The organism is Micromonospora sp. NPDC047812 (assembly GCF_040704175.1).
GTDB lineage: Bacteria > Actinomycetota > Actinomycetes > Mycobacteriales > Micromonosporaceae > Micromonospora.
In genome coordinates this window covers 968,746-993,165 of record NZ_JBEYRY010000002.1, presented here as the reverse complement: position 1 = coordinate 993,165, position 24,420 = coordinate 968,746, and the positions used below count along the sequence as shown (strand labels likewise).

Annotated in this window: 22 protein-coding genes; 15 read left to right on the top strand and 7 right to left on the bottom strand. The window is 72.8% G+C overall.

Going from position 1 to position 24,420, the window contains the following annotated elements:
• The first annotated feature begins 170 nt into the window (after nucleotides 1-170).
• Both AB0883_RS12355 and AB0883_RS12350 read left to right on the top strand, forming a co-directional pair.
• The gene (locus AB0883_RS12355) at nucleotides 171-4,538 is read left to right on the top strand and encodes a HAMP domain-containing protein (RefSeq protein ID WP_366641253.1); all 4,368 of its coding nucleotides are present in this window, start codon (nucleotides 171-173) and stop codon (nucleotides 4,536-4,538) included.
• Nucleotides 4,535-5,089 (top strand): response regulator, encoded by a 555-nt coding sequence (locus AB0883_RS12350; RefSeq protein ID WP_121397136.1) that lies wholly within the window; start codon nucleotides 4,535-4,537, stop codon nucleotides 5,087-5,089. Before AB0883_RS12355 ends, AB0883_RS12350 begins: the two co-directional genes overlap by 4 nt.
• A 360-nt stretch (nucleotides 5,090-5,449) precedes the next feature.
• Here AB0883_RS12350 and AB0883_RS12345 read toward each other — a convergent pair whose 3' ends face one another.
• Nucleotides 5,450-5,785, bottom strand: a complete 336-nt coding sequence (locus AB0883_RS12345; RefSeq protein ID WP_121397135.1) for an STAS domain-containing protein — start codon at nucleotides 5,783-5,785, stop codon at nucleotides 5,450-5,452.
• A 583-nt stretch (nucleotides 5,786-6,368) separates the two neighbouring features.
• On the opposite strand from AB0883_RS12345, the gene hemL reads away from it, so the two are divergent.
• Genes hemL through ccsB form a run of 6 tightly spaced genes read left to right on the top strand, consistent with a single transcriptional unit; the run spans nucleotide 6,369 to nucleotide 12,444 of the window.
• On the top strand, nucleotides 6,369-7,706 hold the full coding sequence (hemL, locus tag AB0883_RS12340) for a glutamate-1-semialdehyde 2,1-aminomutase (RefSeq protein ID WP_366641252.1): 1,338 nt from the start codon (nucleotides 6,369-6,371) through the stop codon (nucleotides 7,704-7,706).
• 2 nt (nucleotides 7,707-7,708) lie between these two features.
• Nucleotides 7,709-8,356 (top strand): histidine phosphatase family protein, encoded by a 648-nt coding sequence (locus AB0883_RS12335; protein WP_121397133.1) that lies wholly within the window; start codon nucleotides 7,709-7,711, stop codon nucleotides 8,354-8,356.
• Nucleotides 8,356-8,931, top strand: a complete 576-nt coding sequence (locus AB0883_RS12330; RefSeq protein WP_366641251.1) for a TlpA disulfide reductase family protein — start codon at nucleotides 8,356-8,358, stop codon at nucleotides 8,929-8,931. The genes AB0883_RS12335 and AB0883_RS12330 overlap by 1 nt, the downstream gene beginning before the upstream one ends.
• Nucleotides 8,931-9,803: a cytochrome c biogenesis protein CcdA gene (locus tag AB0883_RS12325; protein WP_366641250.1), complete on the top strand. Its 873-nt coding sequence runs from the start codon at nucleotides 8,931-8,933 to the stop codon at nucleotides 9,801-9,803. The genes AB0883_RS12330 and AB0883_RS12325 overlap by 1 nt, the downstream gene beginning before the upstream one ends.
• The gene (locus AB0883_RS12320; RefSeq protein WP_366641249.1) at nucleotides 9,803-11,467 is read left to right on the top strand and encodes a cytochrome c biogenesis protein ResB; all 1,665 of its coding nucleotides are present in this window, start codon (nucleotides 9,803-9,805) and stop codon (nucleotides 11,465-11,467) included. Before AB0883_RS12325 ends, AB0883_RS12320 begins: the two co-directional genes overlap by 1 nt.
• Complete coding sequence (gene ccsB / locus AB0883_RS12315; RefSeq protein ID WP_366641248.1) at nucleotides 11,467-12,444, top strand: c-type cytochrome biogenesis protein CcsB; 978 nt, start codon at nucleotides 11,467-11,469, stop codon at nucleotides 12,442-12,444. Before AB0883_RS12320 ends, ccsB begins: the two co-directional genes overlap by 1 nt.
• Nucleotides 12,445-12,586: 142 nt before the next feature.
• Here the strand turns inward: ccsB and AB0883_RS12310 are convergent, their stop codons facing one another.
• Nucleotides 12,587-13,114 carry a hypothetical protein gene (locus tag AB0883_RS12310; protein WP_366641247.1) on the bottom strand — a complete coding sequence of 176 codons (528 nt, stop codon included), beginning with the start codon at nucleotides 13,112-13,114 and terminating at the stop codon, nucleotides 12,587-12,589.
• A 112-nt stretch (nucleotides 13,115-13,226) separates the two neighbouring features.
• Nucleotides 13,227-13,703: a MarR family winged helix-turn-helix transcriptional regulator gene (locus tag AB0883_RS12305; protein ID WP_366641246.1), complete on the bottom strand. Its 477-nt coding sequence runs from the start codon at nucleotides 13,701-13,703 to the stop codon at nucleotides 13,227-13,229.
• 114 nt (nucleotides 13,704-13,817) lie between these two features.
• Here AB0883_RS12305 and AB0883_RS12300 point away from each other — a divergent pair, with 114 nt between their 5' ends.
• Entirely contained in the window at nucleotides 13,818-14,375 is a 558-nt protein-coding gene (locus tag AB0883_RS12300) for a carboxymuconolactone decarboxylase family protein (protein WP_366641245.1), read from the top strand.
• Nucleotides 14,376-14,504: 129 nt separating this feature from the next.
• Here AB0883_RS12300 and AB0883_RS12295 read toward each other — a convergent pair whose 3' ends face one another.
• Nucleotides 14,505-15,854: a hypothetical protein gene (locus AB0883_RS12295; protein ID WP_366641244.1), complete on the bottom strand. Its 1,350-nt coding sequence runs from the start codon at nucleotides 15,852-15,854 to the stop codon at nucleotides 14,505-14,507.
• A 249-nt stretch (nucleotides 15,855-16,103) separates the two neighbouring features.
• Here AB0883_RS12295 and AB0883_RS12290 point away from each other — a divergent pair, with 249 nt between their 5' ends.
• On the top strand, nucleotides 16,104-17,564 hold the full coding sequence (locus AB0883_RS12290) for a menaquinone biosynthesis decarboxylase (protein WP_366641243.1): 1,461 nt from the start codon (nucleotides 16,104-16,106) through the stop codon (nucleotides 17,562-17,564).
• Entirely contained in the window at nucleotides 17,564-18,475 is a 912-nt protein-coding gene (mqnP, locus tag AB0883_RS12285) for a menaquinone biosynthesis prenyltransferase MqnP (protein WP_366641242.1), read from the top strand. The genes AB0883_RS12290 and mqnP overlap by 1 nt, the downstream gene beginning before the upstream one ends.
• Nucleotides 18,476-18,597: 122 nt before the next feature.
• Here mqnP and AB0883_RS12280 read toward each other — a convergent pair whose 3' ends face one another.
• The gene (locus AB0883_RS12280; protein WP_366641241.1) at nucleotides 18,598-19,602 is read right to left on the bottom strand and encodes a terpene synthase; all 1,005 of its coding nucleotides are present in this window, start codon (nucleotides 19,600-19,602) and stop codon (nucleotides 18,598-18,600) included.
• 195 nt (nucleotides 19,603-19,797) lie between these two features.
• Here AB0883_RS12280 and AB0883_RS12275 point away from each other — a divergent pair, with 195 nt between their 5' ends.
• Complete coding sequence (locus tag AB0883_RS12275; RefSeq protein ID WP_366641240.1) at nucleotides 19,798-20,427, top strand: UbiX family flavin prenyltransferase; 630 nt, start codon at nucleotides 19,798-19,800, stop codon at nucleotides 20,425-20,427.
• Between the two features lie 66 nt (nucleotides 20,428-20,493).
• On the opposite strand, the gene AB0883_RS12270 is transcribed toward AB0883_RS12275, so the two are convergent.
• Nucleotides 20,494-20,760: a BldC family transcriptional regulator gene (locus AB0883_RS12270; protein ID WP_089002465.1), complete on the bottom strand. Its 267-nt coding sequence runs from the start codon at nucleotides 20,758-20,760 to the stop codon at nucleotides 20,494-20,496.
• 268 nt (nucleotides 20,761-21,028) lie between these two features.
• Between AB0883_RS12270 and AB0883_RS12265 the strand changes: the two genes are divergently transcribed.
• The 3 genes from AB0883_RS12265 to AB0883_RS12255 all read left to right on the top strand — a co-directional run bounded on the left by AB0883_RS12265 (nucleotide 21,029) and on the right by AB0883_RS12255 (nucleotide 23,584).
• Entirely contained in the window at nucleotides 21,029-21,487 is a 459-nt protein-coding gene (locus AB0883_RS12265) for an Lrp/AsnC family transcriptional regulator (RefSeq protein WP_358114451.1), read from the top strand.
• Between the two features lie 155 nt (nucleotides 21,488-21,642).
• Nucleotides 21,643-22,470 carry an SDR family oxidoreductase gene (locus tag AB0883_RS12260; protein ID WP_366641239.1) on the top strand — a complete coding sequence of 276 codons (828 nt, stop codon included), beginning with the start codon at nucleotides 21,643-21,645 and terminating at the stop codon, nucleotides 22,468-22,470.
• A gap of 22 nt (nucleotides 22,471-22,492) precedes the next feature.
• Complete coding sequence (locus tag AB0883_RS12255) at nucleotides 22,493-23,584, top strand: PLP-dependent cysteine synthase family protein (protein ID WP_366641238.1); 1,092 nt, start codon at nucleotides 22,493-22,495, stop codon at nucleotides 23,582-23,584.
• Nucleotides 23,585-23,768: 184 nt separating this feature from the next.
• On the opposite strand, the gene AB0883_RS12250 is transcribed toward AB0883_RS12255, so the two are convergent.
• Nucleotides 23,769-24,398: a putative glycolipid-binding domain-containing protein gene (locus AB0883_RS12250; protein WP_366641237.1), complete on the bottom strand. Its 630-nt coding sequence runs from the start codon at nucleotides 24,396-24,398 to the stop codon at nucleotides 23,769-23,771.
• Nucleotides 24,399-24,420 lie beyond the last annotated feature (22 nt).

The following is a 24,420-nucleotide window of genomic DNA, read 5'->3' as shown; positions in this document are numbered from 1 at the left end:
CGGGCACCACGACTGCATGATCGGCCCTCGGGCCGCGGCCTGGCGGGGCGCGGTGGGGGCAGTTCGGGGAGGGGTGGTCGGGCGCGTGGAGGTGGTGCGGACGAGGCCACGGGCACAATGGTGGGATGGCCGGTGTCGGCAGGAGCCGGTGGCCCCGAGCTGAGCGAGGAATGATGACCACGAAACAGTCGGCGACCGTGGACCAGTCCGCGCCCGACCACGAGGCGCTCCTCGGCGAGCTGACCGAGGCGCTGCGGCGGGTGCGTCGGGGCGACCTGAAGGTCCGGCTCCCCCGCCGGGCGGGCCGGGCCGGTGAGGTCGCGGACGCCTTCAACGAGGTCGTGTCGCTCCAGGAACGGCAGTACCTCGACCTGCGGCGGATCAGCCGGATCGTCGGCCGGGACGGCCGGCTCACCGAGCGCCTGGACGACGAGGGCCTGGACGGCTCCTGGGCCGAGGGGCAACGGGCGGTCAACTCGCTGATCGACGACCTGGGCCGGCCGACCACCGAGATCGCCCGGGTCATCGTCGCGGTGGCCGACGGCGACCTCTCTCAGCACATGGCCCTGGAGATCGACGGCCGGCCGCTGCGCGGTGAGTACCTGCGGATCGGCCGCACGGTCAACACGATGGTCGACCAGCTCTCGTCCTTCTCGAACGAGGTCACCCGGGTCGCCCGGGAGGTGGGCACCGAGGGCAAGCTCGGCGGCCAGGCCGACGTGCGCGGCGTCGCCGGCACCTGGAAGGACCTCACCGACTCGGTGAACACCATGGCCTCGAACCTGACCGGTCAGGTGCGGTCGATCTCCCAGGTGGCGACGGCGGTGGCCAAGGGCGACCTGTCGCAGAAGATCACGGTCAGCGCGCGCGGCGAGGTCGCCGAGCTGGCCGACACGATGAACTACCTCACCGACACCCTGCGGCTCTTCGCCGAGCAGGTCACCCGGGTGGCCCGCGAGGTGGGCACCGAGGGCAAGCTCGGCGGGCAGGCCGACGTGCCGAACGTGGCCGGCACCTGGAAGGACCTGACCGACAGCGTCAACTCGATGGCGTCGAACCTGACCGCCCAGGTCCGCAACATCGCCCAGGTCTCCACGGCGGTGGCCCGGGGCGACCTCTCGCAGAAGATCACCGTGGCGGCGCAGGGCGAGATCCTGGAGCTGAAGGACACCGTCAACACGATGGTGGACCAGCTGTCGTCGTTCGCCGACGAGGTGACCCGGGTGGCCCGCGAGGTCGGCATCGAGGGGAAGCTCGGCGGCCAGGCCCAGGTGCGCGGCGTCTCCGGCACCTGGCGCGACCTGACCGAGAACGTCAACCAGCTCGCCGGCAACCTGACCAGCCAGGTCCGCAACATCTCCCAGGTCTCCACGGCGGTGGCGAAGGGCGACCTGTCGCAGAAGATCACGGTCGACGCCCAGGGCGAGATCCTGGAGCTGAAGAACACCGTCAACACGATGGTGGACCAGCTGTCGTCGTTCGCCGACGAGGTGACGCGCGTCGCGCGCGAGGTGGGCACGGAGGGCAAGCTGGGCGGGCAGGCCCAGGTGAAGGGCGTCTCGGGTACGTGGCGGGACCTGACCGACAACGTGAACTCGATGGCGTCGAACCTGACGTCGCAGGTGCGCAACATCGCCTCGGTCACCACGGCGGTCGCGAAGGGCGACCTGTCGCAGAAGATCACCGTCGACGCCCGGGGTGAGATCCTGGAGTTGAAGTCGACGGTGAACACGATGGTGGACCAGCTGTCGTCGTTCGCCGACGAGGTGACGCGGGTGGCCCGCGAGGTGGGCACGGAGGGCAAGCTCGGCGGCCAGGCCCAGGTGCGCGGCGTCGCCGGCACGTGGCGGGACCTGACGGACAACGTGAACTCGATGGCGTCCAACCTGACCGCCCAGGTGCGCAACATCGCCCAGGTCTCCACCGCCGTGGCGAAGGGTGACCTGTCGCAGAAGATCACGGTGGACGCCCGGGGTGAGATCCTGGAGTTGAAGTCGACGGTGAACACGATGGTGGACCAGCTGTCGTCGTTCGCCGACGAGGTGACGCGCGTCGCGCGCGAGGTGGGCACGGAGGGCAAGCTGGGCGGGCAGGCCCAGGTGAAGGGCGTCTCGGGTACGTGGCGGGACCTGACCGACAACGTGAACTCGATGGCGTCGAACCTGACGTCGCAGGTGCGCAACATCGCCTCGGTCACCACGGCGGTCGCGAAGGGCGACCTGTCGCAGAAGATCACCGTTGACGCCCAGGGTGAGATCCTGGAGTTGAAGTCGACGGTGAACACGATGGTGGACCAGCTGTCGTCGTTCGCCGACGAGGTGACCCGCGTCGCGCGCGAGGTGGGCTCGGAGGGCAAGCTGGGCGGGCAGGCCCAGGTCAAGGGCGTCTCCGGCACGTGGCGGGACCTCACCGAGAACGTCAACCAGCTCGCCTCGACCCTCACCACCCAGCTGCGCGCCATCGCGCAGGTCTCCACCTCGGTGACCCGGGGCGACCTGACCCAGCGGATCGCGGTCAAGGCGCAGGGCGAGGTCGCCGAGCTGAAGGACAACATCAACCAGATGATCGTCACCCTCCGGGAGACGACCAAGAAGAACGCCGAGCAGGGCTGGCTCGACTCGAACCTGGCCCGGATCGGCGGCCTGCTCCAGGGGCAGCGCGACCTGGGCGAGGTCTGCCGCATGATCATGATGGAGGTGACCCCGCTGGTCGACGCGCAGCTCGGCGCGTTCTTCCTGGCGGACACGTCCGAGGGCGTGATGCGGCTGCGGTTGACCGCCTCCTACGGCTACGTCGCCCGGGGGCACGAGGTCACCTTCGGCCCCGGCGAGGGGCTGGTCGGCCAGGCCGCCCTGTCCCGCCGCACGATCCGGATGGGCGGGGCGCCGGACGGCAAGCTGATGCTCCGCTCCGGGCTCGCCGAGACTCCGCCGGCCGACCTGGTCGTACTGCCCGTGCTCTTCGAGGGCGAGCTGCTCGGGGTCATCGAGTTCGCCAGCGTGGCGGCCTTCTCCGAGCTGCACCTGTCGTTCCTGGAGCGGCTCGTGCTCACCACCGGCATCGCCGTCAACACCATCCAGGCCAACCGGCGTACGGAGGAACTGCTCGCGCAGTCCCAGCGGCTCGCCCACGAGTTGCAGGAGCAGTCGGCGGAACTCCAGCGCACCAACGCCGAACTGGAGGACAAGGCGCAGCTGCTCTCGGAGCAGAAGGGCAACATCGAGACGAAGAACCGGGAGATCGAGCTGGCCCGGCTCGGCCTGGAGGAGAAGGCCCAGCAGCTCACGAGGGCGTCGGCGTACAAGTCGGAGTTCCTGGCCAACATGAGCCACGAGCTGCGTACGCCGCTGAACTCGCTGCTGCTGCTGGCCCGGCTGCTGGCCGAGAACTCGGAGCAGAACCTCACGCCGAAGCAGATCGAGTTCGCCCGGACGATCCACGGCGCCGGCTCCGACCTGCTGTCGCTGATCGACGACATCCTGGACCTGTCCAAGATCGAGGCGGGGCGGATGGACGTCGAGCCCACCGCCGTCCGGTTCGACGAGATCCGCGGGTACGTGGAGCAGGCGTTCGCGCCGCAGGCCGAGGAGAAGGGCCTGGACTTCCAGGTGCGGATCAGCAAGGACCTGCCGGAGGCGCTGGTCACCGACGCCCAGCGACTCCAGCAGATCCTGCGCAACCTGCTCTCCAACGCGGTCAAGTTCACCGACAACGGGGCGGTGACGCTGCGGATCGCGCCGGCGCCCGACAGCGCCGTCTTCGACGTGCCGGCCCTGACCAACGCGCGGCAGGTCATCGCGTTCACCGTGGTCGACACCGGCATCGGCATCTCCGACGACAAGCTGTCGCTGATCTTCGAGGCGTTCCAGCAGGCCGACGGCACCACCAGCCGTCGCTACGGCGGCACGGGGCTGGGGCTGTCGATCAGCCGGGACCTGGCCCGGCTGCTGGGCGGCAGCATCGTGGTGGCGTCGGCGCCCGGCCAGGGCTCGACGTTCACCCTCTTCGTGCCGGACGTGCTCGCCCCGGACGCGGTGGTCGCGCCGCTGCCGCCGTCACCGGCGCGGGCCGGACTGCCGTCGTCGCTGCTCATGCCGCCGCCGGAGCTGCCCGAGCCGGCCTCCACGCCGGCCACCCGGCGGCTGGAGGGCGCCACCGTGCTGATCGTCGACGACGACGTCCGGAACGTCTTCGCGTTGACCAGCGCGTTGGAACTGCACGGCCTGACCGTGTTGTACTCGGACAACGGGGCGGACGGCGTCCGCCTGCTGGCCGAGCATCCGGAGGTGGACATCGTCCTGATGGATGCGATGATGCCCGATCAGGACGGGTACGAGACGACCAGACAGATCAGGCGCAACCACCGGTTCGCCGACCTGCCGATCGTCTTCCTGACCGCCAAGGCCATGCCCGGCGACCGCGAGTCGGCGCTGGCGGCCGGGGGAAGTGACTACATCACCAAGCCCGTCGACCTGGACGAGTTGATCGAACTCATGTCGTCCTGGATCAGCGGCAGCCGAACCGAGGAGAGTTCGTGACCCAGATGGCAAAGGCGCTGCTGGTGGACGACCGCCGGGAGAACCTGATGGCACTGGAGGCGATTCTCCAGGGCCTGCCGGTCCAGTCCGTCGCCGTCGAGAGCGGCGAGGCGGCCCTGAAGCAGCTGCTGGTCGACGACTTCGCGGTGATCCTGCTGGACGCCCAGATGCCGGACATGGACGGCTTCGAGACCGCCAGCCACATCAAGCGGCGCGAGCGTACGCGGCACGTGCCGATCATCTTCCTCACCGCCGCCGACCGGGACGCCCAGCTCGCGCTACGCGGTTACGCGGTCGGCGCGGTCGACTACCTGACCAAGCCGTTCGACCCGTGGGTGCTGCGCGCCAAGGTGTCGGTCTTCGTCGAGCTGTGGGTGAAGACCCGGCAGCTCGCGGCCCAGTCGGATCTGGTGCGGGACCGGGACGCGCAGTTGCGGGTGCTGACCGACGCGGTCGACGAGGCCACCGCGATGCTGCGCCTGGACGATCAGGATTCCCGCGACCGAGCGGTGCGGGTCCTGGAACAGGCCCGCTGGGGCAACACCCCCTGACCACCCACCGACCCGCCCTGGATGAAGGTGACCACGGCACGCGGGTCAGCGCCCAAACCGACAGGCCCTGACCCACGGCGGGCCCTCCGGCCTAACCCGGGACCGGACCCGGTCTCCGGCCTCGCCCGTTGATCATGAGGTTGGCGGAATGGCCGGATTGTCCGGGCTAACGTCATGATCGACGCTGGGTGGGCGGAGCGTGTGGACGCGCCGGGCGGGGGTGGCGGCGTGGGCGGCGAGATCTTGGTAGCTGGCGGCCCTCGGAGGGGCCGTTTCGTGCCAAGATCGCCTCAACCCGTCGTCTGGACGGGAAGGCCGCTGTCGTCTGGGCGGGGAGTCGACGCGTGGGGTGGTGGGGAGTCAGCCCGTGGTCTGGTCGTTGCGGATCATCAGGGCGCTGCGCAGGCCGGTGATGTCCAGGACGCGGAGCAGGAAGTCGCCGACGTTGGTCAGGATCAACAGGCTCTGCGCGTGACTGGCCTTACGACTGAGCACGACGAGGGTGCCCAGGCCCTGGGAGTCGCAGAAGGTGACCCCGCCGAGGTCGAGCACGATGCGCGGTGGCGGATCGGCGAGGACCTCGTTGACGACGGTCGACAGCTGGGCGGCCGTGAGCATGTCGATCTCACCGGCCAGGCGAAGCACAGCTTCGTCGCCCGTCCGGTGTAGCGTGATGGACAGTTCGGCACGATCCACCGGGTCAGCCTAGCGCGATCCGGACCACCCGGCCCGTCGAGCGGTGGCGACCGAGCCGACCGGGCGCGACGACCACGCTCCCGAGCACGGAAGCGCCCCCCCCCCGCGCCAGGGCGACAGCAGCCCGCCCCGCCCCGCAGGGCCGAACCGGACCCGCCCGCGCTGCCGTGGAAGACCACATGCCGTGCGGCCAGGGACGGACGGGCACACGCCGCACGGCCCGAGACAGGCAACAGTCCGCGCGGCCCGAGACAGGCACACGCCGCGCGGCCGGAGACAGGCATACGCCGCACGGCCGGGGACGGGCACACGCCGCGCGGCCGGGAGTGGGCATGCTCCGCACGGCCGGGAGTGGACGCGCCTCCGCGCCGAAGGGGAGCGGGCGCACACCCCGCACGGCAGGCAACGGGTACGCCCCGCAAGGCCGGGACCGGACATGCTCGGGGAGGGGCGGGAACGGGTACGCCCGCACGGCGGAGCGACGCTACCGGGACGGCGGTGAGGGCCGGCCCGGGTGAGCCTGGTAACCCCGGTGCGGGGTGCCTGCCGATTCGCCGCCCGACGCTGACACAATGGCGGCATCGTGACCGATATGTTTCCCGCCGGATCCGGCCGCTACCCGGCCGACGCACCGGCCTCCGAGGCCCTGTTCGACCGCGCCAAGGCCATCGTGCCCGGCGGGGTGAACTCCCCCGTGCGCGCGTTCCGTGCCGTCGGTGGCACGCCGCGCTTCATGGTCCGGGGGGAGGGGCCCTGGCTCTACGACGCCGACGACCGGCGCTACGTCGACCTGGTTTCCTCCTGGGGCCCGCTGATCCTCGGTCACGCGCACCCGGAGGTCGTGGACGCGATCAGGTCGGCCGCGACCCGGGGCACGAGCTTCGGCACCCCCACTCCGGGCGAGGTCGAGCTGGCCGCCGAGATCGTGGACCGCACCCCGGTCGAGCAGGTCCGGCTGGTCAACTCCGGCACCGAGGCCACCATGTCGGCGATCCGGCTGGCGCGCGGCTTCACCGGCCGACCCCGGATCGTGAAGTTCTCCGGCTGCTACCACGGGCACTCCGACGGCCTGCTGGCCGCCGCCGGCTCGGGGGTGGCGACCCTCGGCCTGCCCGATTCGCCGGGGGTGACCGGCGCGGCGGCGGGCGACACGATCGTGCTGCCGTACAACGACGTCGCCGCCGTGGAGCAGGCGTTCGCCGCCGAGGGCCAGCACATCGCCGCGATCATCACCGAGGCCGCCGCCGGCAACATGGGCGTGGTCGCCCCGCGCGACGGCTTCAACTCCCAGCTCGCCCGGATCGCGCACGCGCACGGCGCGCTGCTCATCGTCGACGAGGTGATGACCGGGTTCCGGGTCTCCCGCGCCGGTTGGCACGGCCTCGACCCCTCCGACGCCGACCTGTGGACGTACGGCAAGGTCATGGGGGGTGGCCTGCCGGCCGCGGCGTTTGGCGGGCGTGCGGAGATCATGGAGCGACTGGCCCCCGCAGGCCCGGTCTACCAGGCCGGCACCCTCTCCGGTAACCCGCTGGCCTGCGCCGCCGGCCTGGCCACCCTGCGGCTGGCCGACGACGCGCTCTACCGCAAGCTGGACGACACGGCCGCCGTCGTGGGCAGGCTCGCCGCCGACGCGCTCGCCGCCGCCGGGGTCCCGCACCGGCTGTCGTACGCGGGAAACATGTTCTCGATCTTCTTCACCGACGCCGACGTGGTCGACTACGACAGCGCCCGCACCCAGCAGGTGCCGGCGTTCAAGGCGTTCTTCCACGCGATGCTCGCCGGCGGCGTCTACCTGCCGCCGAGCGCCTTCGAGGCGTGGTTCGTGTCTGCGGCGCTGGACGACGCCGCTCTGGAGCAGATCGCCGCCGCACTGCCGGTGGCGGCCAACGCGGCGGCAGCGGCGGGTCACGGGGGGTAGCGGTGAGCAAGACGGTGGTCCACGTGCTGCGGCACGGCGAGGTGCACAACCCGGACGGCATCCTCTACGGCCGGCTGCCGGGCTTCCGGCTCTCCGAGCTCGGCGTGCAGATGGCCAAGGCCGCCGCGCAGGGGCTGGCCGAGCGGGAGGTCGTGCACGTGGTGGCCAGCCCGCTGGAGCGCGCCCAGCAGACGGCCGAGCCGATCGCCGCGCAGTTCGGGCTGCCGGTCGGAGTGGACGAGCGGCTCATCGAGAGTGCCAACTGGTTCGAAGGCAAGAAGGTCTCGCCCGGCGACGGCTCGTTCCGCGACCCGCGCAACTGGTGGGTGCTGCGGGACCCGGTCACCCCGTCCTGGGGCGAGGCGTACCGCGCCATCGCGGAGCGGATGTTCGGCGCCCTGCACGCCGCCCGGGTGGCCGCCGAGGGGCGCGAGGCCGTGCTGGTCTCCCACCAGCTGCCGATCTGGACGTTGCGCCGCTACGTGGAGCGCAAGCGGCTCTGGCACGACCCGCGCAAGCGCCAGTGCGGGCTGGCCAGCCTCACCTCCTTCCACTTCGACGGCGCCAAGGTCGTCGGCATCGGCTACTCCGAGCCGGCCGCCCACCTGATCGCGATGTCGCCGACCGCCAGGACGGCCAAGGGGGCCTGATGAACGCCCGGAGGTGGACCGCGGGTCTGCTCGCCGCCGTCGTGACGGTGGCGCTGGCCGGCTGCTCGTCGCGCGACGGCGAGAAGGCGTGCGACAACTCCGGCGGCATCATCGAGTGCGCCCCCGACCAGCGTTCGGCCGCCCCGAAGCTCGCCGGTGAGCTGCTCACCGGCGGCAGCCACGACGTGGCGAAGGACCGCGGCCAGGTCGTGGTGGTCAACTTCTGGGGCTCCTGGTGCGCGCCGTGCCGGGCGGAGGCGGACGACCTGGAGAACACGTACCAGGCCACGAAGGGCTCCGGGGTGACCTTCCTGGGCATCAACATCCAGGACCAGCGGGACAAGGCGCGGGCCTTCGAGGAGAGCTTCAAGGTCAGCTACCCGAGTCTCTTCGACCCGCCGAGCCGGCTGGCGCTCGCCCTGGACATCCCGCCGAACACCATCCCGGCCACCGTGGTGCTGGACCGGGACGGCCGGATCGCCGTCGTGATCCGGGCGGCGGTGAAGCAGGAGGGCCTCCAGCCCATCGTCGAGCGGATCGCCGCCGAGCAGCCGGCCTCCAACGGTTCACGCTGATGGGCGAGACGTTCTCCGAACTCGCCCAGTCGGGCCCGCTGCTGCTCGCCATCGGCGCGGCGGCGCTCGCCGGGCTGGTCAGCTTCCTCTCCCCGTGCGTGCTCCCGCTCGTGCCGGGCTACCTGTCGTACGTCACCGGCCTCGCCGGCGCGGACCTCGAAACCCGGCGCCCGCGGGTGCGGGAGGGCCAGCCGGCGACGGACGGCCCTCTGCCCGGCGCCGACAGCGCCGCGAGCGGGGAGAACGGCGGCGGGGTGGCGGTGCGCGAGCGCACCGGGGCGCCGAAGGTCGCGGTCAAGGGCCGGGTGCTCGCCGGCACGCTGCTGTTCATCGCCGGCTTCACCGCCGTCTTCACCGCCACCGCGATTCTCTTCGCCGGCGTCGGCCGGGTCTTCTTCGAGTACGAGCGGACGCTGGAGATCGTCATCGGCGCGCTGATCGTCGTGCTCGGGCTGAGCTACGTGGGGCTGGTCCCCGGGTTGCAGCGGGAGTTCCGTTTCCAGCGGCTGCCCGCCGCCGGGCTGCTCGGGGCGCCGGTCTTCGGGGCGGTCTTCGCGCTCAGCTGGGTGCCCTGCGTCGGCCCGACCCTCGGCGCGGTGATCGGCATGGCCGCCGTCGGCGGGCAGACCGACCGGGCCGCGGTACTCGCCGTGGCGTACTGCCTCGGGTTGGGGATTCCGTTCGTCGTCTTCGGGCTGGGCTTCGAGCGGCTGCTGGGCGTGTTCCGGGCGGTCCGGCGCAACAGCCGCTGGGTCACCCGGGTGGGCGGGGCGCTGCTGATCCTGATCGGCCTCGCGCTGGTCACCGGCGGCTGGACGAACTTCGTGATCTGGTTGCAGACCACCGTCGGGGTGGGCGAGGTGAGCATCTGATGACCGCCGTCGACGAGCGGCCGGCACCGCCGGCCGAGGCGCCCCGGCGCCGGCCCAACCGCCTGCTGGCCCTGCTGCGCAACTCGTGGCGGCAGCTCACCAGCATGCGTACGGCCCTGGTGCTGCTCTTCCTGCTCGCGGTGGCCGCCATCCCCGGCTCCGTGCTGCCGCAGCGCGGGGTCAACCCGGAGGACGTGCGGGACTACTTCACCGCGCACCCCGACCTGGCTCCGGTGCTGGACCGGATCGGGGCCTTCGAGGCGTTCGGCTCGGTCTGGTTCTCCGCGATCTACCTGCTGCTCTTCACCTCGCTGATCGGCTGCATCACGCCCCGGCTGCGCGACCACGTACGGGCGCTGCGGTCGAAGCCGCCGGCCGCGCCGAAGCGGCTGGACCGGCTGCCGCAGCACGCCGTCCTGCCCGCGCCCGAGGGGGGTGTCGCGGCGATCGCGGCGGCGCTGCGCCGGCGGCGCTGGCGGGTGGTGGTGCGTGGCGACGAGGTCTCCGCCGAGAAGGGCTACCTCAAGGAGACCGGCAACCTGCTCTTCCACAGCTCGTTGGTGCTCGTGCTGGTCGGCGTCGCGCTCGGCTCCTGGTACGGCTGGAGCGGCAACAAGCTGCTGGTGGCCGGCGCGGACAACGCGTTCTGCAACACCCGCCAGCAGTACGCCGAGAGCAAGCTCGGCCCCCGCGTCGACAGCGCCGACCTGCCGGGCTTCTGCATCCAACTCGACGACTTCCACGCCCGGTTCCTGGAGTCCGGCCAGCCGGAGTTCTTCGACGCCGAGGTGACCGTCGACGAGGCCGACGGCGAGCGGCGGCGGGCCAACTTCTCGGTCAACGCCCCGCTGCGCCTCGACGGCGCGAACGTCTACCTGCTGGGCCACGGCTACGCCCCGGTGATCCGCTACACGGACCGGTTCGGCAAGAGCCAGACCAGCAACTTCCCGTTCCTGACCACGGGCGACATCGGCCTGACCAGCGAAGGGCTGGCGGCCTTCCCGGACATCAACGTCGACCCCGCGACGGGTGAGCGGGGCGAGAACCTCCAGATGGCCTTCTCCGGCCTCTACCTGCCGACCGCACCGGCTGCTGCGCCGTTCGCCCGCTCCGAGTACCCCACCGAGCGGAACCCCGCGCTGAACCTCGTCGCGTACCGGGGCAACCTGGGCATGGACGCCGGCATCCCCGGCTCGGTCTACGAGTTGGACCAGCGGCAGGTGCGGGCCGGCAAGGTCAAGGAGGTCGGCACGAAGCTGCTCCGCAAGGGCGAGACCTGGACGCTGGACGACGGCACCACCGTCGAGTTCCTGGGCACCGTGCCGTACATCACCCTGTCGGTCCGGTACGACCCAGGCTCGACGCTGCTGCTGGTCAGCTCCGCCGTCCTGCTGGTCGGGCTGATGGGCTCGCTGTTCGGGCGGCGCCGCCGGGTCTTCTTCCGGGTGCTGCCGGCCGGTGCCGCCGACCCCACGAGTGGATCTCCGACGAGCGGTAGTAGTTTGGTCGAGGCCGGTGGCCTGCCGCGCACCGACCATCCCGGGTTCGCCGACGAGTTCGCGCAGCTCGTGGCCGCCATCGGCGGCGACGGGCGGTCGGACGAGGAGGCCGGTGTCGACCGCGACGGCGGCGACCGGGCCGGAGCGCGAGAAGGAGCCGAGTGATGTCCGCACTCTCCGACCAGTTGGTGTCGTTCGCGATCCTGGCGTACCTGATCGCGATGATCAGCCACGCCGTCGAGTACGCGCTCGGCAACGCCCGCGCCCGGGTGGCCGCGGCGCCCGCCCGCGAGCTGGTCGGTGCCGGCGTCGGCGCGGCCGGGGGCGGCACCCCTGACGCACCCGTCGCGAGCGGGGCGTCGGCGGCCGAGCGCACCGCCCGGCGCGCCCGAATGGCGGGCCTGGTCGCCGTCGCGGCCACCGCGCTCGGGGCGCTGCTGCACCTGGGGGCGCTGGTCACGCGCGGTCTCGCCGCCGACCGGATGCCCTGGGGCAACATGTACGAGTTCGTGCTCACGGGCACCTGGATCGGTGTCGCCGGCTGGCTGATGGTGCTCTGGAAGCGGCCGCAGCTGCGCCGCCTCGGGCTGTTCCTGTCGCTGGTGATGGTGCTGCTGGTGGCGACCGCCGAGCTGGTGCTCTACACCCCGATCGTGCCGCTGGTGCCGGCGCTCAACTCGTACTGGTTCGTCATCCACGTCTCGACGATCGTCTTCGCCTCCGGCATCTTCCTGCTGGGCGCGGTGCCGGCGGTGGCGTTCCTGATGCGCGCCGGCTACGAGCAGGGCCGGCGGAGCTTCCCGTACACGCTGGCGAAGCGGCTGCCGGCGGCGGCGGCACTGGAGCGGCTGACCTTCGTGCTGCACGCCTTCGCGTTCCCGGTCTTCACCTTCGCGGTGATCGCCGGGGCGATCTGGGCCGAGGCGGCCTGGGGACGGCCGTGGGGCTGGGACCCGAAGGAGACCTGGTCGTTCATCTCCTGGGTGATCTACGCCGGCTACCTGCACGCCCGGGCCACCCCGAGCGTGAAACGGAACGTGGCGACCTGGCTCGCCGTCGTCGGCTTCCTCACCATGCTGATGAACCTGTTCGGTGTGAACATCTTCTTCGAGGGACTGCACTCCTACGGCGGCCTGGACTGATCACCTGCGGGTGACCCGGACCGCACGTACGCCGCTGTCCCGCTGATCCGGAGACGGCCCACGACGGACGGGTGACGGCCGCGTCGACGCGTGCGGTGGGCGGCCTCGCCGGGCCACCCACCGCAGCTCACCGGGGCACCGGTCAGGCCGCGTCGTCCAACTGCCGCCGGACGAGCCGTTCGGTGGCGGTGGCCCCCGTCGGCTGCAACCCGGCGCCGGCGTTCTGCGCCTGCACGTCGATGGTCACCGCGATCCGGTCCGTACCGGCGATGATCATTTCGAAGACCTTGGCGAACCGTACCTCCATCTCCTTGCCGTGGTCATCGGTGATGACCAGTCGGCCGCCCTGCGGCGCCTCGTGCAACTGCCGCATCCGCAGGCCGGTGATGTCCTTGTAACGAAAGTCGAAGGCGTCGGCGTTCGACACGATGCACTTGACGAAGTCCCACTCGCAGGAGAAGACCGAAATGCGGGTCTGTCCGAGGAGCAGGATGACGAACTTGTACCGCGAGAACCGTCGGATTCCGTCCTTTCCCACGGCCTGTTCGGTGGGCGAGGCGGGGCCGATGACGAGTTGCGGCTCGCAGATCAGGTCGTCCAGTTCCCGGTCGAGGTGCCGCAGGGCGTGGTCGAGAACCCCGAACTTGTCGAAGTGCAGCCACATGTCCATCTGGGGGTCTTGACGGCGGGCGGCCGTGCTGCTGTCGGCCCCCCCGCGGGCGCCCGTCCACCGCCGCTGCCGGGGTCCCGCTGCCACGTGAGCGCGGGCGACGGTGCGGTGGTCAGCCGCCGAACCAGCCGGGCACGTCGAGGCGGAACGGGTTGGCCGGGGTGACCGCGCGCAGGTCGTCCTCCAGGGCGGCGACCCGGTCGGCGCCGAGGGTGGCGGCCCACCGCTGCCGGAGCTGGTCGAAGACGGCCGCCGAGCGGCGCAGGCCGTCCAGGCCGTGCGGGGTCGCCCGGACCAGCTTGCGCCGCGCGTCGCGCGGGTCGTCGGCGCGCTCCAGGTAGCCGAGGGCGACCAGGCGGTCGACCGTCTTGCCGGCCGCCTGCTTGGAGACGCCGAGCCGCTGGCCCAGCTCGGTGGCGGTGGTGCCCTCGGCACCGACGGCCTGGAGGACGAAGCCGTGCAGCGGTCGCAGCTCCGGGTGCCCCTGCCGGGCCAGCTCCGCGTGCAGGTCGTCGATGAGCGTACGGAAGCCGGCCAGCAGCAGCAGGGGCAGCAGGAAGCCGGGCCGGTCGGGTTCAGCCGTTGCCACGTTCGACAACCTCGTTTACTATTTCGACAACCACGTTGACGATCCTACGTCCACCTACGGCGGGCCGCCCGTCGGGCCGCGCCGGCCGTCCCCGAACCCGAGAGCAGGTTTGCCGTGTCCCCGTTCACCGCGCACACCGCCGACACCGCACCCGCCGCCGCACGGCCGGTCATCGAGGGCGTACGCCGCCGGCTCGGGCACCTGCCCGCCGCGGTCGGCCTGATGGCCGAGTCCCCGGAACTGCTCACCGGATTCCTCACCGTCAACGGCATCTTCGAGAAGTGCGCCCTCGACCCCGTCGAGCGGGAGGTCGTCGTCATGACGGTCGCCACCCGCAACGAGTGCCACCTCTGCGTCGCCATGCACACGGCCGCCCTCACCCGGCACGGCGCGACGCCCGGGCTGATCGGCGCGCTGCGCGCCGGCACGCCCGTGCCCGACGACCGGCTGGAGGCCCTGCGCCGCTTCACCCTCGCCGTGCTCGACCACCGGGGCGCGGTGCCCGAGGACGGGATCACCGCCTTCCTGGCGGCCGGCTACCAGCCCCGGCACGCCCTGGACGTCGTGCTCGGCGTCGGCACGTACACCATCTCCACCCTGGCCAACCGGCTCACCGGCGCGCCGCTCGACGCGCCCGTGGCCGCGTACGCCTGGGAGCCGGCCGCCCGCTGACGAACGTGCCCGGGACCGATCTCGGACCCGCCCCCGGGCGGCCGGGGGCGCGAAGGCCGGCCACGGTACGCCCGTGGCCGGCCCTCCTCGTCGGCCCCGCCTCGGCCCAGGGCGGGCACGGGGTCCCGGTCAGCCGAGGGTGACCGGGGCGGCGTCGTTGGTCGGATCGTCGTCCGGACGCGGGTAGTCGTAGTACACGCGGACCTCGCCCGGAGCGCCCGTGGGGCCGTCGATCCGCAGCTCGAACGGCACCGTGAAGCTCTGCCCGGCGGGGAACACGGTCCCCTGCCAACAGACCCAGGCCGTCGGAGCGCTGCCCTCGTCGTCCTGGGTCGGCCCGCAGCCGGGCGGGGTGGCCAGCACGGTCACTCCGGCCGGTGGGGTGAAGATCATCGCGCTGGTGCTGCCGCCGGAGACGGTGTTGTCCGGCACGCCCGGACCGTCGTTGCGGATCCCCACGTTCACCCGGACGGTGTCACCGACGGCACCGGTGACGGTGGCGCCCACGGCGACGACGTCGAAGGCGCCGTGGACGCCGGGCAGGTAGGTGCTGCCGTAGGCGTCGCCGGCGGCGATCGGATCCATCGGCTCGCCGACCGGCCGCAGCCGGAGCGCGCGGTCGGCCTCCCGACGGGTCAGCCGCACGTTGCCGGGCAGGGGCCCCGCGGTGGCCAGCGGCTCCACGAACTGGGTGATGCGCTTGTCGCCGAGGGTGGCCGGACCGACCGTGGTGGTGAAACCGTGCCGCAGCTCGTGCCGGACCCCGGGCACGAACGTGCCCCGCACGGTGCAGACCACCACCGTGGCGAGCACCGGGTCGACGCCGTACCGGCAGTTCCGGTAGCTGGCAGGTTGCAGGCCGACTGGAAAGCGGAGCGTCAGCCGGAGGTCCCCGGCCGGCTGGTCACCGGCGTTGACCACGGCCACGGGCACGTCGCGGACGTCGCCGACGTCGACGCCCGGGACGCGCTCGTCGACCAGGTCGAGCAGGTCGGGACCGGACCGCACGTCGACGGTCGCCTGATGGGTGTACGGCCCCAGTCCGTCGGCCCCCACGGTGTAGTTCAGCGTGCCGGTCGCGCCGTGGACGGCGCCGGGCGCGGCGCGGAAGACCAGCGGCACCGTGCCGTTGACGGTGCCGTACTCGTCCGGAATCGCCCCCGGCGGCATCGGGCAGGTCACCGAGGTGCCCTCGGTGACGCACCAGTCGGGGAAGCTGACCGTGGCGACGCCCGCCAGGCCGGACAGGTCGACGGTGACCCGGGGGGCGGTCGCGCCGGTGCTGCTCAGCTCCAGCGGCGCCACCCGGCCTGGCGCGCCGGCCGCGCCGACGGTGAGGTCGTTGAACCAGCCGCTGACCTGGCCGGGGTCGGTCTCCGCGGCGGCCGGACCGGCCACCACGCCGGTGCCCGCCGTGACCACGGCCAGCACGGTCAGGGCGCGCAGGGTCCTGCTGCGCGGGACACGCACAGATCTCATCGATCTCCTTCGTGGGTGAGGCCGGTCCGGAAGGCCGCGGCGGGGCATCACGACCGGTCCGATCGGCGGACCCGATCCTAGTGATCACCGGCCGTCCGGTCCGGCCCGTCGGAGCGTCGGTGATCGATGACCCGGACCTCCGCCGGCCGGAGCGACCGGGCCGTTCCCGCGCCTGCCGACCCGGTGACCGCCGGTGTCACACCACCCCGGCGTGGTCGCCGCCCAGGTCGGTGCGGGAGACTGGCAGGCATGGCGGCTCGTGGCTTCCCGTACACCGATCTCAAGGACTTCCTCGCGGCGCTGGAGCGCGCGGGCGAGTTGCGGCGGGTGAGCGCCCCGGTCGATCCCACCCTGGAGATCAGCGAGATCGTCACCCGGACGGTCCGCGCGGGCGGCCCGGCGCTGCTCTTCGAGCGGCCCACCCGGGGCGAGATGCCGGTGGCGATCAACCTCTTCGGCACCGAGAAGCGGATGGCGATGGCGCTCGGCGTCGAGTCGCTGGACGAGATCGGCGAGCGGCTCGGCAACATGCTCAAGCCGGAGCTGCCGGTGGGCCTCTCCGGGATGATGGACGGCCTCGGCAAGGTCAGGCAGCTCACGTCGATGCCGCCGAAGAAGGTCAGGACCGCTCCCTGCCAGCAGGTGGTCTACCGGGGCGACGACGTCGACCTGGGCCGGCTGCCGGGGTTGCAGGTCTGGCCGGGCGACGGCGGGATCTTCCACAACTTCGGGCTGACCCACACGAAGCACCCGGAGACGGGCAAGCGCAACCTGGGGCTGTACCGGTTGCAGCAGCACTCGCGGAACAGCATCGGCATGCACTGGCAGATCCACAAGAACTCCACGGCGCACCACGCGGTCGCCGAGCGGCTCGGGCAGCGGCTGCCGGTGGCGATCGCCATCGGTACCGACCCGGCGGTCGCCTACTCGGCCAGCGCGCCACTTCCCGCCGACATCGACGAATACCTGTTCGCCGGGTACCTGCGCGGGGAGCGGGTCGAGATGGTGGACTGCCTGACGGTCCCGCTCCAGGTGCCGGCGCACGCGCAGATCGTCCTGGAGGGCTACATCGAGCCGGGTGAGCGGCTCCCGGAGGGCCCGTTCGGCGACCACACCGGCTTCTACACGCCGGTGGAGCCCTTCCCGGTGATGCACATCGAGTGCATGACCACGCAGCGCGACCCGGTCTACCACTCGATCGTCACGTCGCAGCCCCCGCAGGAGGACCACGGCCTCGGCAAGGCCACCGAGCGGATCTTCGCGCCGCTGCTGCGCTTCCTGATCCCGGACATCGTCGACTACGACCTGCCCGCGGCCGGGGTCTTCCACAACTGCGCGATCGTGTCGATCCGCAAGCGCTACCCGAAGCACGCCCAGAAGGTGATGAACGCGATCTGGGGCGCGCACATGATGTCGCTGACCAAGCTGATCGTGATCGTCGACGAGGACTGCGACGTGCACGACTACAACGAGGTCGCCTTCCGCGCCTTCGGCAACGTCGACTACGCCCGCGACCTGCTGCTCACCGAGGGGCCGGTGGACCACCTGGACCACGCCTCCTACCAGCAGTTCTGGGGCGGGAAGGCGGGCGTCGACGCCACCCGCAAGCTGCCCGAGGAGGGCTACACCCGGGGTTGGCCGGAGGAGATGCGGATGGCACCCGAGGTCGTCTCCCTGGTCGACAAGCGCTGGAAGGAGTACGGCATCTGATGGCGACCGCCGTCGAACCGGCGCAGCGGCCGGGCCGGGTGAAGTCCTTCCTCAAGCTGGTGGCGATCGAGCACTCCGTGTTCGCCCTGCCGTTCGCGTACCTGTCGGCGCTCACCGCCATGCAGGTCGACGGGGGGCGGGTCCGGTGGCTGGACCTGCTGCTGATCACCGTGGCGATGGTCGGCGCGCGGACGTTCGCGATGGCCGCGAACCGGATCCTGGACCGCCGGATCGACGCGCGGAACCCGCGTACCGCCGGCCGGGAACTGGTCACCGGGGCGGTCAGCGTGCGGACGGCCTGGACCGGCGCGGCCGTCGCGCTCGTGGTCTTCCTCGCCGCCGCCGCCCTGCTCAACCCGCTCTGCCTGGTGCTCGCGCCGCTCGCCGTGGTGCCGCTGGTCGTCTACCCGTACGGCAAGCGGTTCACCAACTGGCCGCACGCGATCCTGGCCGTCGCCCAGGCCGTCGGCCCGGTCGGCGCCTGGCTGGGCGTCACCGGCACCCTCGACGGCTCCTGGCCGGCGTGGCTGCTCGGCGTGGCCGTCGGCCTCTGGATCGGCGGCTTCGACCTCATCTACGCCTGCCAGGACGCCGAGGTGGACCGGCAGATCGGCGTGCACAGCGTGCCGGCCCGCTACGGGCTGCGCTTCGCGCTGCACGCCTCCACCGTGGCGCACGTGGTGACGTTCGCGCTGTTCCTCTGGTTCGGGGCGCTGGTCGGCTTCGGCTGGCTCTGGTGGATCGGGCTGGGGCTGACCGCCCTCGCCTTCGGCTACCAGCACCTGGTGGTCACCCCGACCGACCTGAGCAAGGTCAACCGGGCCTTCTTCACCGCCAACGGCTTCGTCGGCATCGCGCTGTTCGTCTTCGCCCTGCTCGACCTGGTCGTCCGCCTCGGCCTACGCGCCTGACCGTCGCCGCCGGCCCCGCTGTGCCGGGCGCACCGGTGCCACCCCGCTGCGCGAGTCCCACGGGCGCCGGCCGTCGGTGGGCGCTCCGCCGTCGCGGCCGGGCCCGCAGTCCGGCCCGGCCGTCAGGAAGGGGCCCCTCCGCCGGCGGAGGCGTCGACGAGGCGCCCTCCCCCGCCGCCGTAGCGGGTGCTCTCCAGGGTCCAGTCGACGGTGGCCCGGACGGCGTTCGCCACCCCGTCGAGGTGGTCGGCGACCGCCCGGTCCAGCGCCGGGCCGAACGACGGCACCGCGGCGCGCAGCTCGACGAAGCGCCGCATCGACGCCCGCCAGCGCTCGGCCGTCAGGTCGACCGCGGTCTCCACCGGCACCCGCCGCTCGGCCGCCGTCGCGAGCACCAGGTTGTGCCCGCCGGAGGTGGCCTCGTCGCGTTCCAGCGAGGCGAGGTCGTTGTACCAGGAGAGCAGGTCGTTGCCGGTGTCGGCGATCTCCCGCAGCAGCGGGTGGTGGTGGACCGGGTCGGGCAGCGGGCGACCGGTGACGAACTCCACCAGCGGATACGACACGTACGCGGCGGAGGTGGCGCGCCGCAGCGCGACGTACTCGGCGACGCCGGGGCGGCGGCCGGCCGCCTTGTTCGCCGCCTCCCGCCACGTGCCGTCGAGGTGGTCGGCGACGGCCCCGGCGAAGCGCAGCCGCCAGCGGGCCGGCATCCGCCGGCGCGGCTCCCGCCACCCGTGCACCAGCAGCCGCCGCAGCGGCCCGGTCAGGCCGACGTGCCGGAGCCGGGGACCGGCGTGCAGCAGCGTCAGCGCGCCGGCGCGCAGCGCCCGGATCTGGTCGGGGCCGAGCCGGCCCGGCCGGTCACACGCGTCGTCGACCAGGAAGAACCAGGTGAACAGCGCCGTCAGCGCCCGCAGGTCGGCCTCGGCCGCGCCGGGGTAGAGCCGGCCGGCGTACCGGGCGACGCCGGCGTGCGCCAGCCGTTGCGGCGCCGCGTCGTCAGCCGCCAGGCCGAGGCCCGGCAGCAGGTCGCCGACCAGCCACTCCTGCACCCCGTCGGCGTACGGCGAGAGCCGGGGCGGGATGGGGCACTCGGACCGTAGCGACCGCAGAACCTCGTCGGTCATCACCGATTCCTCCCGGGCGCGATCCCGCTACGCGTGGGAATCGCCACCGGCAGCATGTCAGGCCGCCGGGATGGGCGCGCTCCCGACCCGACATCGCGCCCGCCGGGGCACAACCGGCACCCGAGCGGGACATCACGGACGCTCCGGGCGGGGGTGCCCGGCGCCGGGACGGGGCGACCAGGCAGGCTGGAGGGCATGCGCGAACCATGGGTGGTCGGAGTCTCCGGGGCGTCCGGCACGCCGTACGCGGCGGCCGTCGTGCGGGCGCTGCTCGACGCCGGCGAGCCGGTGGACCTGATCGTCTCCCGGGCCGCCCGGCTGACCGTCCTCGACGAGACCGGGCGCCCGTTCCGGGACGCACACTGGGCCGAGGACCTCGCCGCCTGGCTGGGCCGCGACCTCGCGGGAGCCGACGTGCGGCACTGGCCCGCCGGCGACCTGGCCGCCGGCCCGAGCAGCGGCTCCTACCGGGTACGCGGGATGGCGGTGGTCCCGGCGAGCACGGCGGCCTGCGCCGGCATCGCGATCGGGCTCTCCAAGGACCTGTTGCAGCGGGCCGCCGAGGTCAACCTCAAGGAGCGCCGGCCGGTGGTGGTGGTGCCCCGGGAGACGCCGGTGACCCGCAGCCACCTGGAGCACCTGATCGCGCTGCACGACGCCGGAGCGGTCGTGCTGCCGGCCAGCCCCGGCTTCTACGGCGCGGGGGCGGCGGCCTCCGCCCCGCAGCTCGTCGACTTCGTGGCCGGCAAGGTGCTGGACGCCCTCGGCGTACCGCACACGCTGTTCCGTCGTTGGTCTGGTGAGCTGGGCGTGGCCCGGGAGTGACCCGGGCCCGGCTCACCGGGACGCGGACCGGAGCTTGCGTCCGGCCCGCGTGACGATCCGCACCATTCAGTACATGCCGGCGTTGGCCGGGCCCGGCCCGGTCGAGGCGGCCGGCCCCGCGTTACGCGGTTTACCGACGTCTTCCGCCTCGTCCAACATGCCCTCCCCCTCAAGCAGGGCCCGCACCTCGGATTCCCGAAACCGGCGATGCCCGCCTGGAGTCCGGATGCTGCCTATCCGGCCCGCCGCTGCCCATCGCGTCACAGTCTTCGGGTCAACCCGAAACAGCGCGGCAACTTCACCCGGTGTCAGCAGGCGATCTCCAGTGTCCACAGCCCCCTCCTCGCGTCGACGAAGCCCCCGGCTGAACACACTGCCCCCGGCCGGTGCGAGCCCAGAGCCGTCATGAGGGACGTATGGCAATTACAGCACCAGCGACCTGGCCTGTCCGCCAAACGCGAAAAACGCACTGAGTGGGAAGTTAGGAAATATTACCTGCGTGCGGCCCCTTTGACTGCGAGTTTTCGAACGACTACACCCTGTCATGTCCAACGCGCGCCGGATGCCCGACGTTACGCCCGGACCGCTAGGGTCACAGTCCGTGGACGCCATCGACCTGAGCCTCGTGGAGCTGCTACGCGGCAACGCCCGCCTGTCCTACGCCGAGCTGGCCCGGCAGGTCGGCCTCTCCGCGCCCGCCGTGCACGAGCGGGTCGGCAAGCTGGAGTCCAGCGGCGTGATCCGGGCCTACCGCGCCGAGGTCGAGCCCGAGGCGATCGGCTTCGCCGTCACCGCGCTCATCGGGATCGTCGAGGACTCCGGCGGCGACACCGACGACGTGCTGGAGGCGTTCCGGCAGATGCCCGAGATCGAATCCTGCTACTTCATGGCCGGCGTCGAGTCTTTCCTGCTCAAGGCCCGGGTCGGCACCATCGCCGAGCTGGAACGGCTCATCGTGCGGCTGAACCGGACCCCGGGGGTCGCCTCCACCCGCACCGGCATCGCCCTCTCCACGAAGTGGGAGAACCGGCCGCAGGCCCCGGTGCCGCCCGCCGCCTGACCCGCCGCCCGCCGGCCCTCGGCAGCCGCGTCCCGTCACCTCCGGTCCCCGGCCGCCGGACAGCCGCGTCCCGTCGGCTCTGGTGCGCGGTCGCCGGACAGCCTGCGTCCGGCCGGCTCTGGCGCACCGTCGCCGGGCGGCGATAGCGTGCGCCGATGACGAAGCCAGCCCCCGGGACGGCGGTGGTGACCGGTGCGGCCGGCGGCCTCGGCCGCGCCATCGCCGCCGCGCTGCACGCCGACGGCTGGCCGGTGCTCCTCACCGACCACGACGACCAGGCGGTGGCCCGTGCCGCCGCCCCGCTGGGCGGCTGGTCGCGCCGGCTGGACGTACGCGACGAGGACGCCTGCGCCGCCGTCGCCGCCGAGGCCGCCGGCCGGGGCGGGCTCGGCCTCTGGGTGAACAACGCCGGGATCCTCGTCACCGGCCCCTCGTGGGAGCACGACGCGGCGACCCGCCGACGGGTGATGGAGGTCAACGCCCTCGGCGCGATGAACGGCACCCTCGCCGCGCTGGCCGTCATGCGGGAACAGGGGCACGGGCACGTGGTCAACGTCGTGTCGCTGGCCGGCCTGGTGGCCGCGCCCGGCGAGACCGTCTACGCGGCCAGCAAGCACGCCCTCGTCGCGTTCAGCATCGGCACCCTCGCCGACCTGCGGCTGGCCGGGCACCGGGGCGTACACGTGTCGTGCCTGTGCTCGGACGGGATCTGGACGCCGATGCTGCACGACCGGCTCGACGACCCGGGCGCCGCGGCCTCCTTCACCGGGACGCTGCTGACCCCCGAGCGGGTGGCCCGGCGGGCCGCGCGGCTGGCCCGGCGGCCCCGCCCGGTGGTCAGCGTCCCCCGCTGGCGCGGCGCGCAGGTCCGGCTCCTCGACGCGCTGCCCGGCGCCGCCGTGCGGCTCGCCCCGCTGATCCTCGCGGCCGGCAGGGCCGGTCAGCGCCGCCAGCGCCGTCGGACCGGAGCCGATCCACGGTGAGCCGGCTTGCTAGGTTTCGAGAGTGACTCACATCGACCGGTGCGACGAGGCCAGCCGGCGCTGGGTGACCGAGGCGATCGCCGCCGTCGAGGCGGACGCCAACCGCTCCGCCGACACCCACCTGCTGCCGTTCCCGCTGCCCCGATCGTGGGGAATCGACCTCTACCTCAAGGACGAGTCGGTGCACCCGACCGGCTCGCTGAAGCACCGGCTGGCCCGCTCGCTCTTCCTCTACGGGCTCTGCAACGGCTGGATCGGCCCGGAGACCACGATCGTGGAGGCGTCCTCCGGCTCGACGGCCGTCTCCGAGGCCTACTTCGCGCGGATGCTGGGGCTGCCGTTCATCGCGGTGATGCCCGCCTCCACCTCGCCGGAGAAGATCGCCCAGATCGAGTTCCAGGGCGGCCGCTGCCACCTCGTCGACGACCCGGCCAAGGTGGTCGTGGAGGCCCGCTGGCTGGCGGAGGACACCGGCGGGCACTTCATGGACCAGTTCACCTACGCCGAGCGGGCCACCGACTGGCGGGGCAACAACAACATCGCCGAGTCGATCTACGCGCAGCTCGCCCTGGAGCGGCACCCGGTGCCGGCGTGGGTCGTGGTGGGCGCCGGCACGGGCGGCACCAGCGCCACCATCGGCCGGTACGCCCGCTACCAGCGGCTGCCCACCAAGTTGTGCGTGGTCGACCCGGAGAATTCCGCGTTCTATCCCGCCTGGCAGGCCGCCGACTGGTCGGTGCGCACGGGGCGGGGCTCCCGCATCGAGGGGATCGGCCGGCCGACCGTGGAGGCGTCGTTCGTGCCGTCGGTGGTGGACCGGATGGTCCAGGTGCCCGACGCCGCATCGCTGGCCGCCATGCGCGCCGGCTCGGCGGTGCTCGGCCGCCGGGTGGGCGGCTCGACGGGCACCAACCTGTGGGGCGCCTTCGGGCTGATCGCGGAGCTGCTCGCCGAGGGTCGCACCGGCTCGGTGGTCACCCTGATCTGCGACGCCGGCGACCGCTACGCCGACACCTACTACTCCGACGACTGGCTGGCCGCCCAGGGACTGGACCCGACCCCGCACCTGGCGACCGTCGAGCGCTTCCTCACCACCGGCGCCTGGCCGGCCTGAGCTGTCGGCTCGGCTGAGCCGCCTGGCCGGCCCTGAGCTGTCGGCTTGGCTGAGCCGCCTGGCCGGCCCTGAGCCGTCGGCCTGGCTGGGCCGCGTGGCCGGCCTGAGCCGCGTGGCCGGCATGGGGCGCCGGTTCGGGGGGCCTGGGCGGCGCGGGCCGTCGGGGGAGGCGTCCGTAGCCCGGTCAGCGCGGGTCGACGCGCTCGGCCAGCCCGGGGTAGCGCACCACGTAGCCGTCGCCGTCGAGGTCGATGTCGGCGGTGAAGGTGTCGCTGGTGAAGCGGACCCGGCCGGGGCCGAGCGGGGTGTAGACCTGCTCGGCGGGCACCACCAGCAGGCTGGGCACCAGCACCCAGGCGACGTCGATCCGGTGCGGGACGTCGGCCGCGGCGCGGGTCAGCCCGAGCCGGCGCACCGGTAGCGCGTTGAACAGCGCCGCTCCGCCGAGGTCGACGTCCACCGCCCCGGCCAGCCGGCCCGGGTCGTCGGCGCCGGGCAGCCCGACCGGCGGGTGGCCGCCCGCCCGCAGCGCCGCGTCCAGGTCACCCTGCTCGGCGGTGGTCACCCGCCACCCGTCGGTCACCCGCTCCAGGCGTACGCTCCGCATCCAGCCGGTGCCCTCCGCCTCTGCCTCGACGCGGACGCTGGCCCACTCCGGGTCGGTGGCGAGCTGGTAGCGGCAGGTGTAGGGGATCGGGTCGACGGCCGTCAGCGTGCCCCGCGCCGTCAGCCCACGGCCGTCGTCGAACAGCGCGTGCTCCGCGCCGGCGGTGTCCGTCCGGGTCCAGAAGAGCGACTTCGGCATGGTCGGCATGAGCCGGACGTTACGCGAACCG

Coding starts and splice junctions, on each gene's coding strand:
- AB0883_RS12355 (WP_366641253.1), top strand. CDS start 171: ATGATGACCACGAAACAGTCGGCGACCGTGGACCAGTCCGCGCCCGAC.
- AB0883_RS12330 (WP_366641251.1), top strand. CDS start 8,356: ATGAACGCCCGGAGGTGGACCGCGGGTCTGCTCGCCGCCGTCGTGACG.
- AB0883_RS12325 (WP_366641250.1), top strand. CDS start 8,931: ATGGGCGAGACGTTCTCCGAACTCGCCCAGTCGGGCCCGCTGCTGCTC.
- AB0883_RS12320 (WP_366641249.1), top strand. CDS start 9,803: ATGACCGCCGTCGACGAGCGGCCGGCACCGCCGGCCGAGGCGCCCCGG.
- ccsB (WP_366641248.1), top strand. CDS start 11,467: ATGTCCGCACTCTCCGACCAGTTGGTGTCGTTCGCGATCCTGGCGTAC.
- AB0883_RS12310 (WP_366641247.1), bottom strand. CDS start 13,114: ATGGACATGTGGCTGCACTTCGACAAGTTCGGGGTTCTCGACCACGCC.
- AB0883_RS12295 (WP_366641244.1), bottom strand. CDS start 15,854: ATGAGATCTGTGCGTGTCCCGCGCAGCAGGACCCTGCGCGCCCTGACC.
- AB0883_RS12290 (WP_366641243.1), top strand. CDS start 16,104: ATGGCGGCTCGTGGCTTCCCGTACACCGATCTCAAGGACTTCCTCGCG.
- mqnP (WP_366641242.1), top strand. CDS start 17,564: ATGGCGACCGCCGTCGAACCGGCGCAGCGGCCGGGCCGGGTGAAGTCC.
- AB0883_RS12280 (WP_366641241.1), bottom strand. CDS start 19,602: ATGACCGACGAGGTTCTGCGGTCGCTACGGTCCGAGTGCCCCATCCCG.
- AB0883_RS12275 (WP_366641240.1), top strand. CDS start 19,798: ATGCGCGAACCATGGGTGGTCGGAGTCTCCGGGGCGTCCGGCACGCCG.
- AB0883_RS12260 (WP_366641239.1), top strand. CDS start 21,643: ATGACGAAGCCAGCCCCCGGGACGGCGGTGGTGACCGGTGCGGCCGGC.
- AB0883_RS12250 (WP_366641237.1), bottom strand. CDS start 24,398: ATGCCGACCATGCCGAAGTCGCTCTTCTGGACCCGGACGGACACCGCC.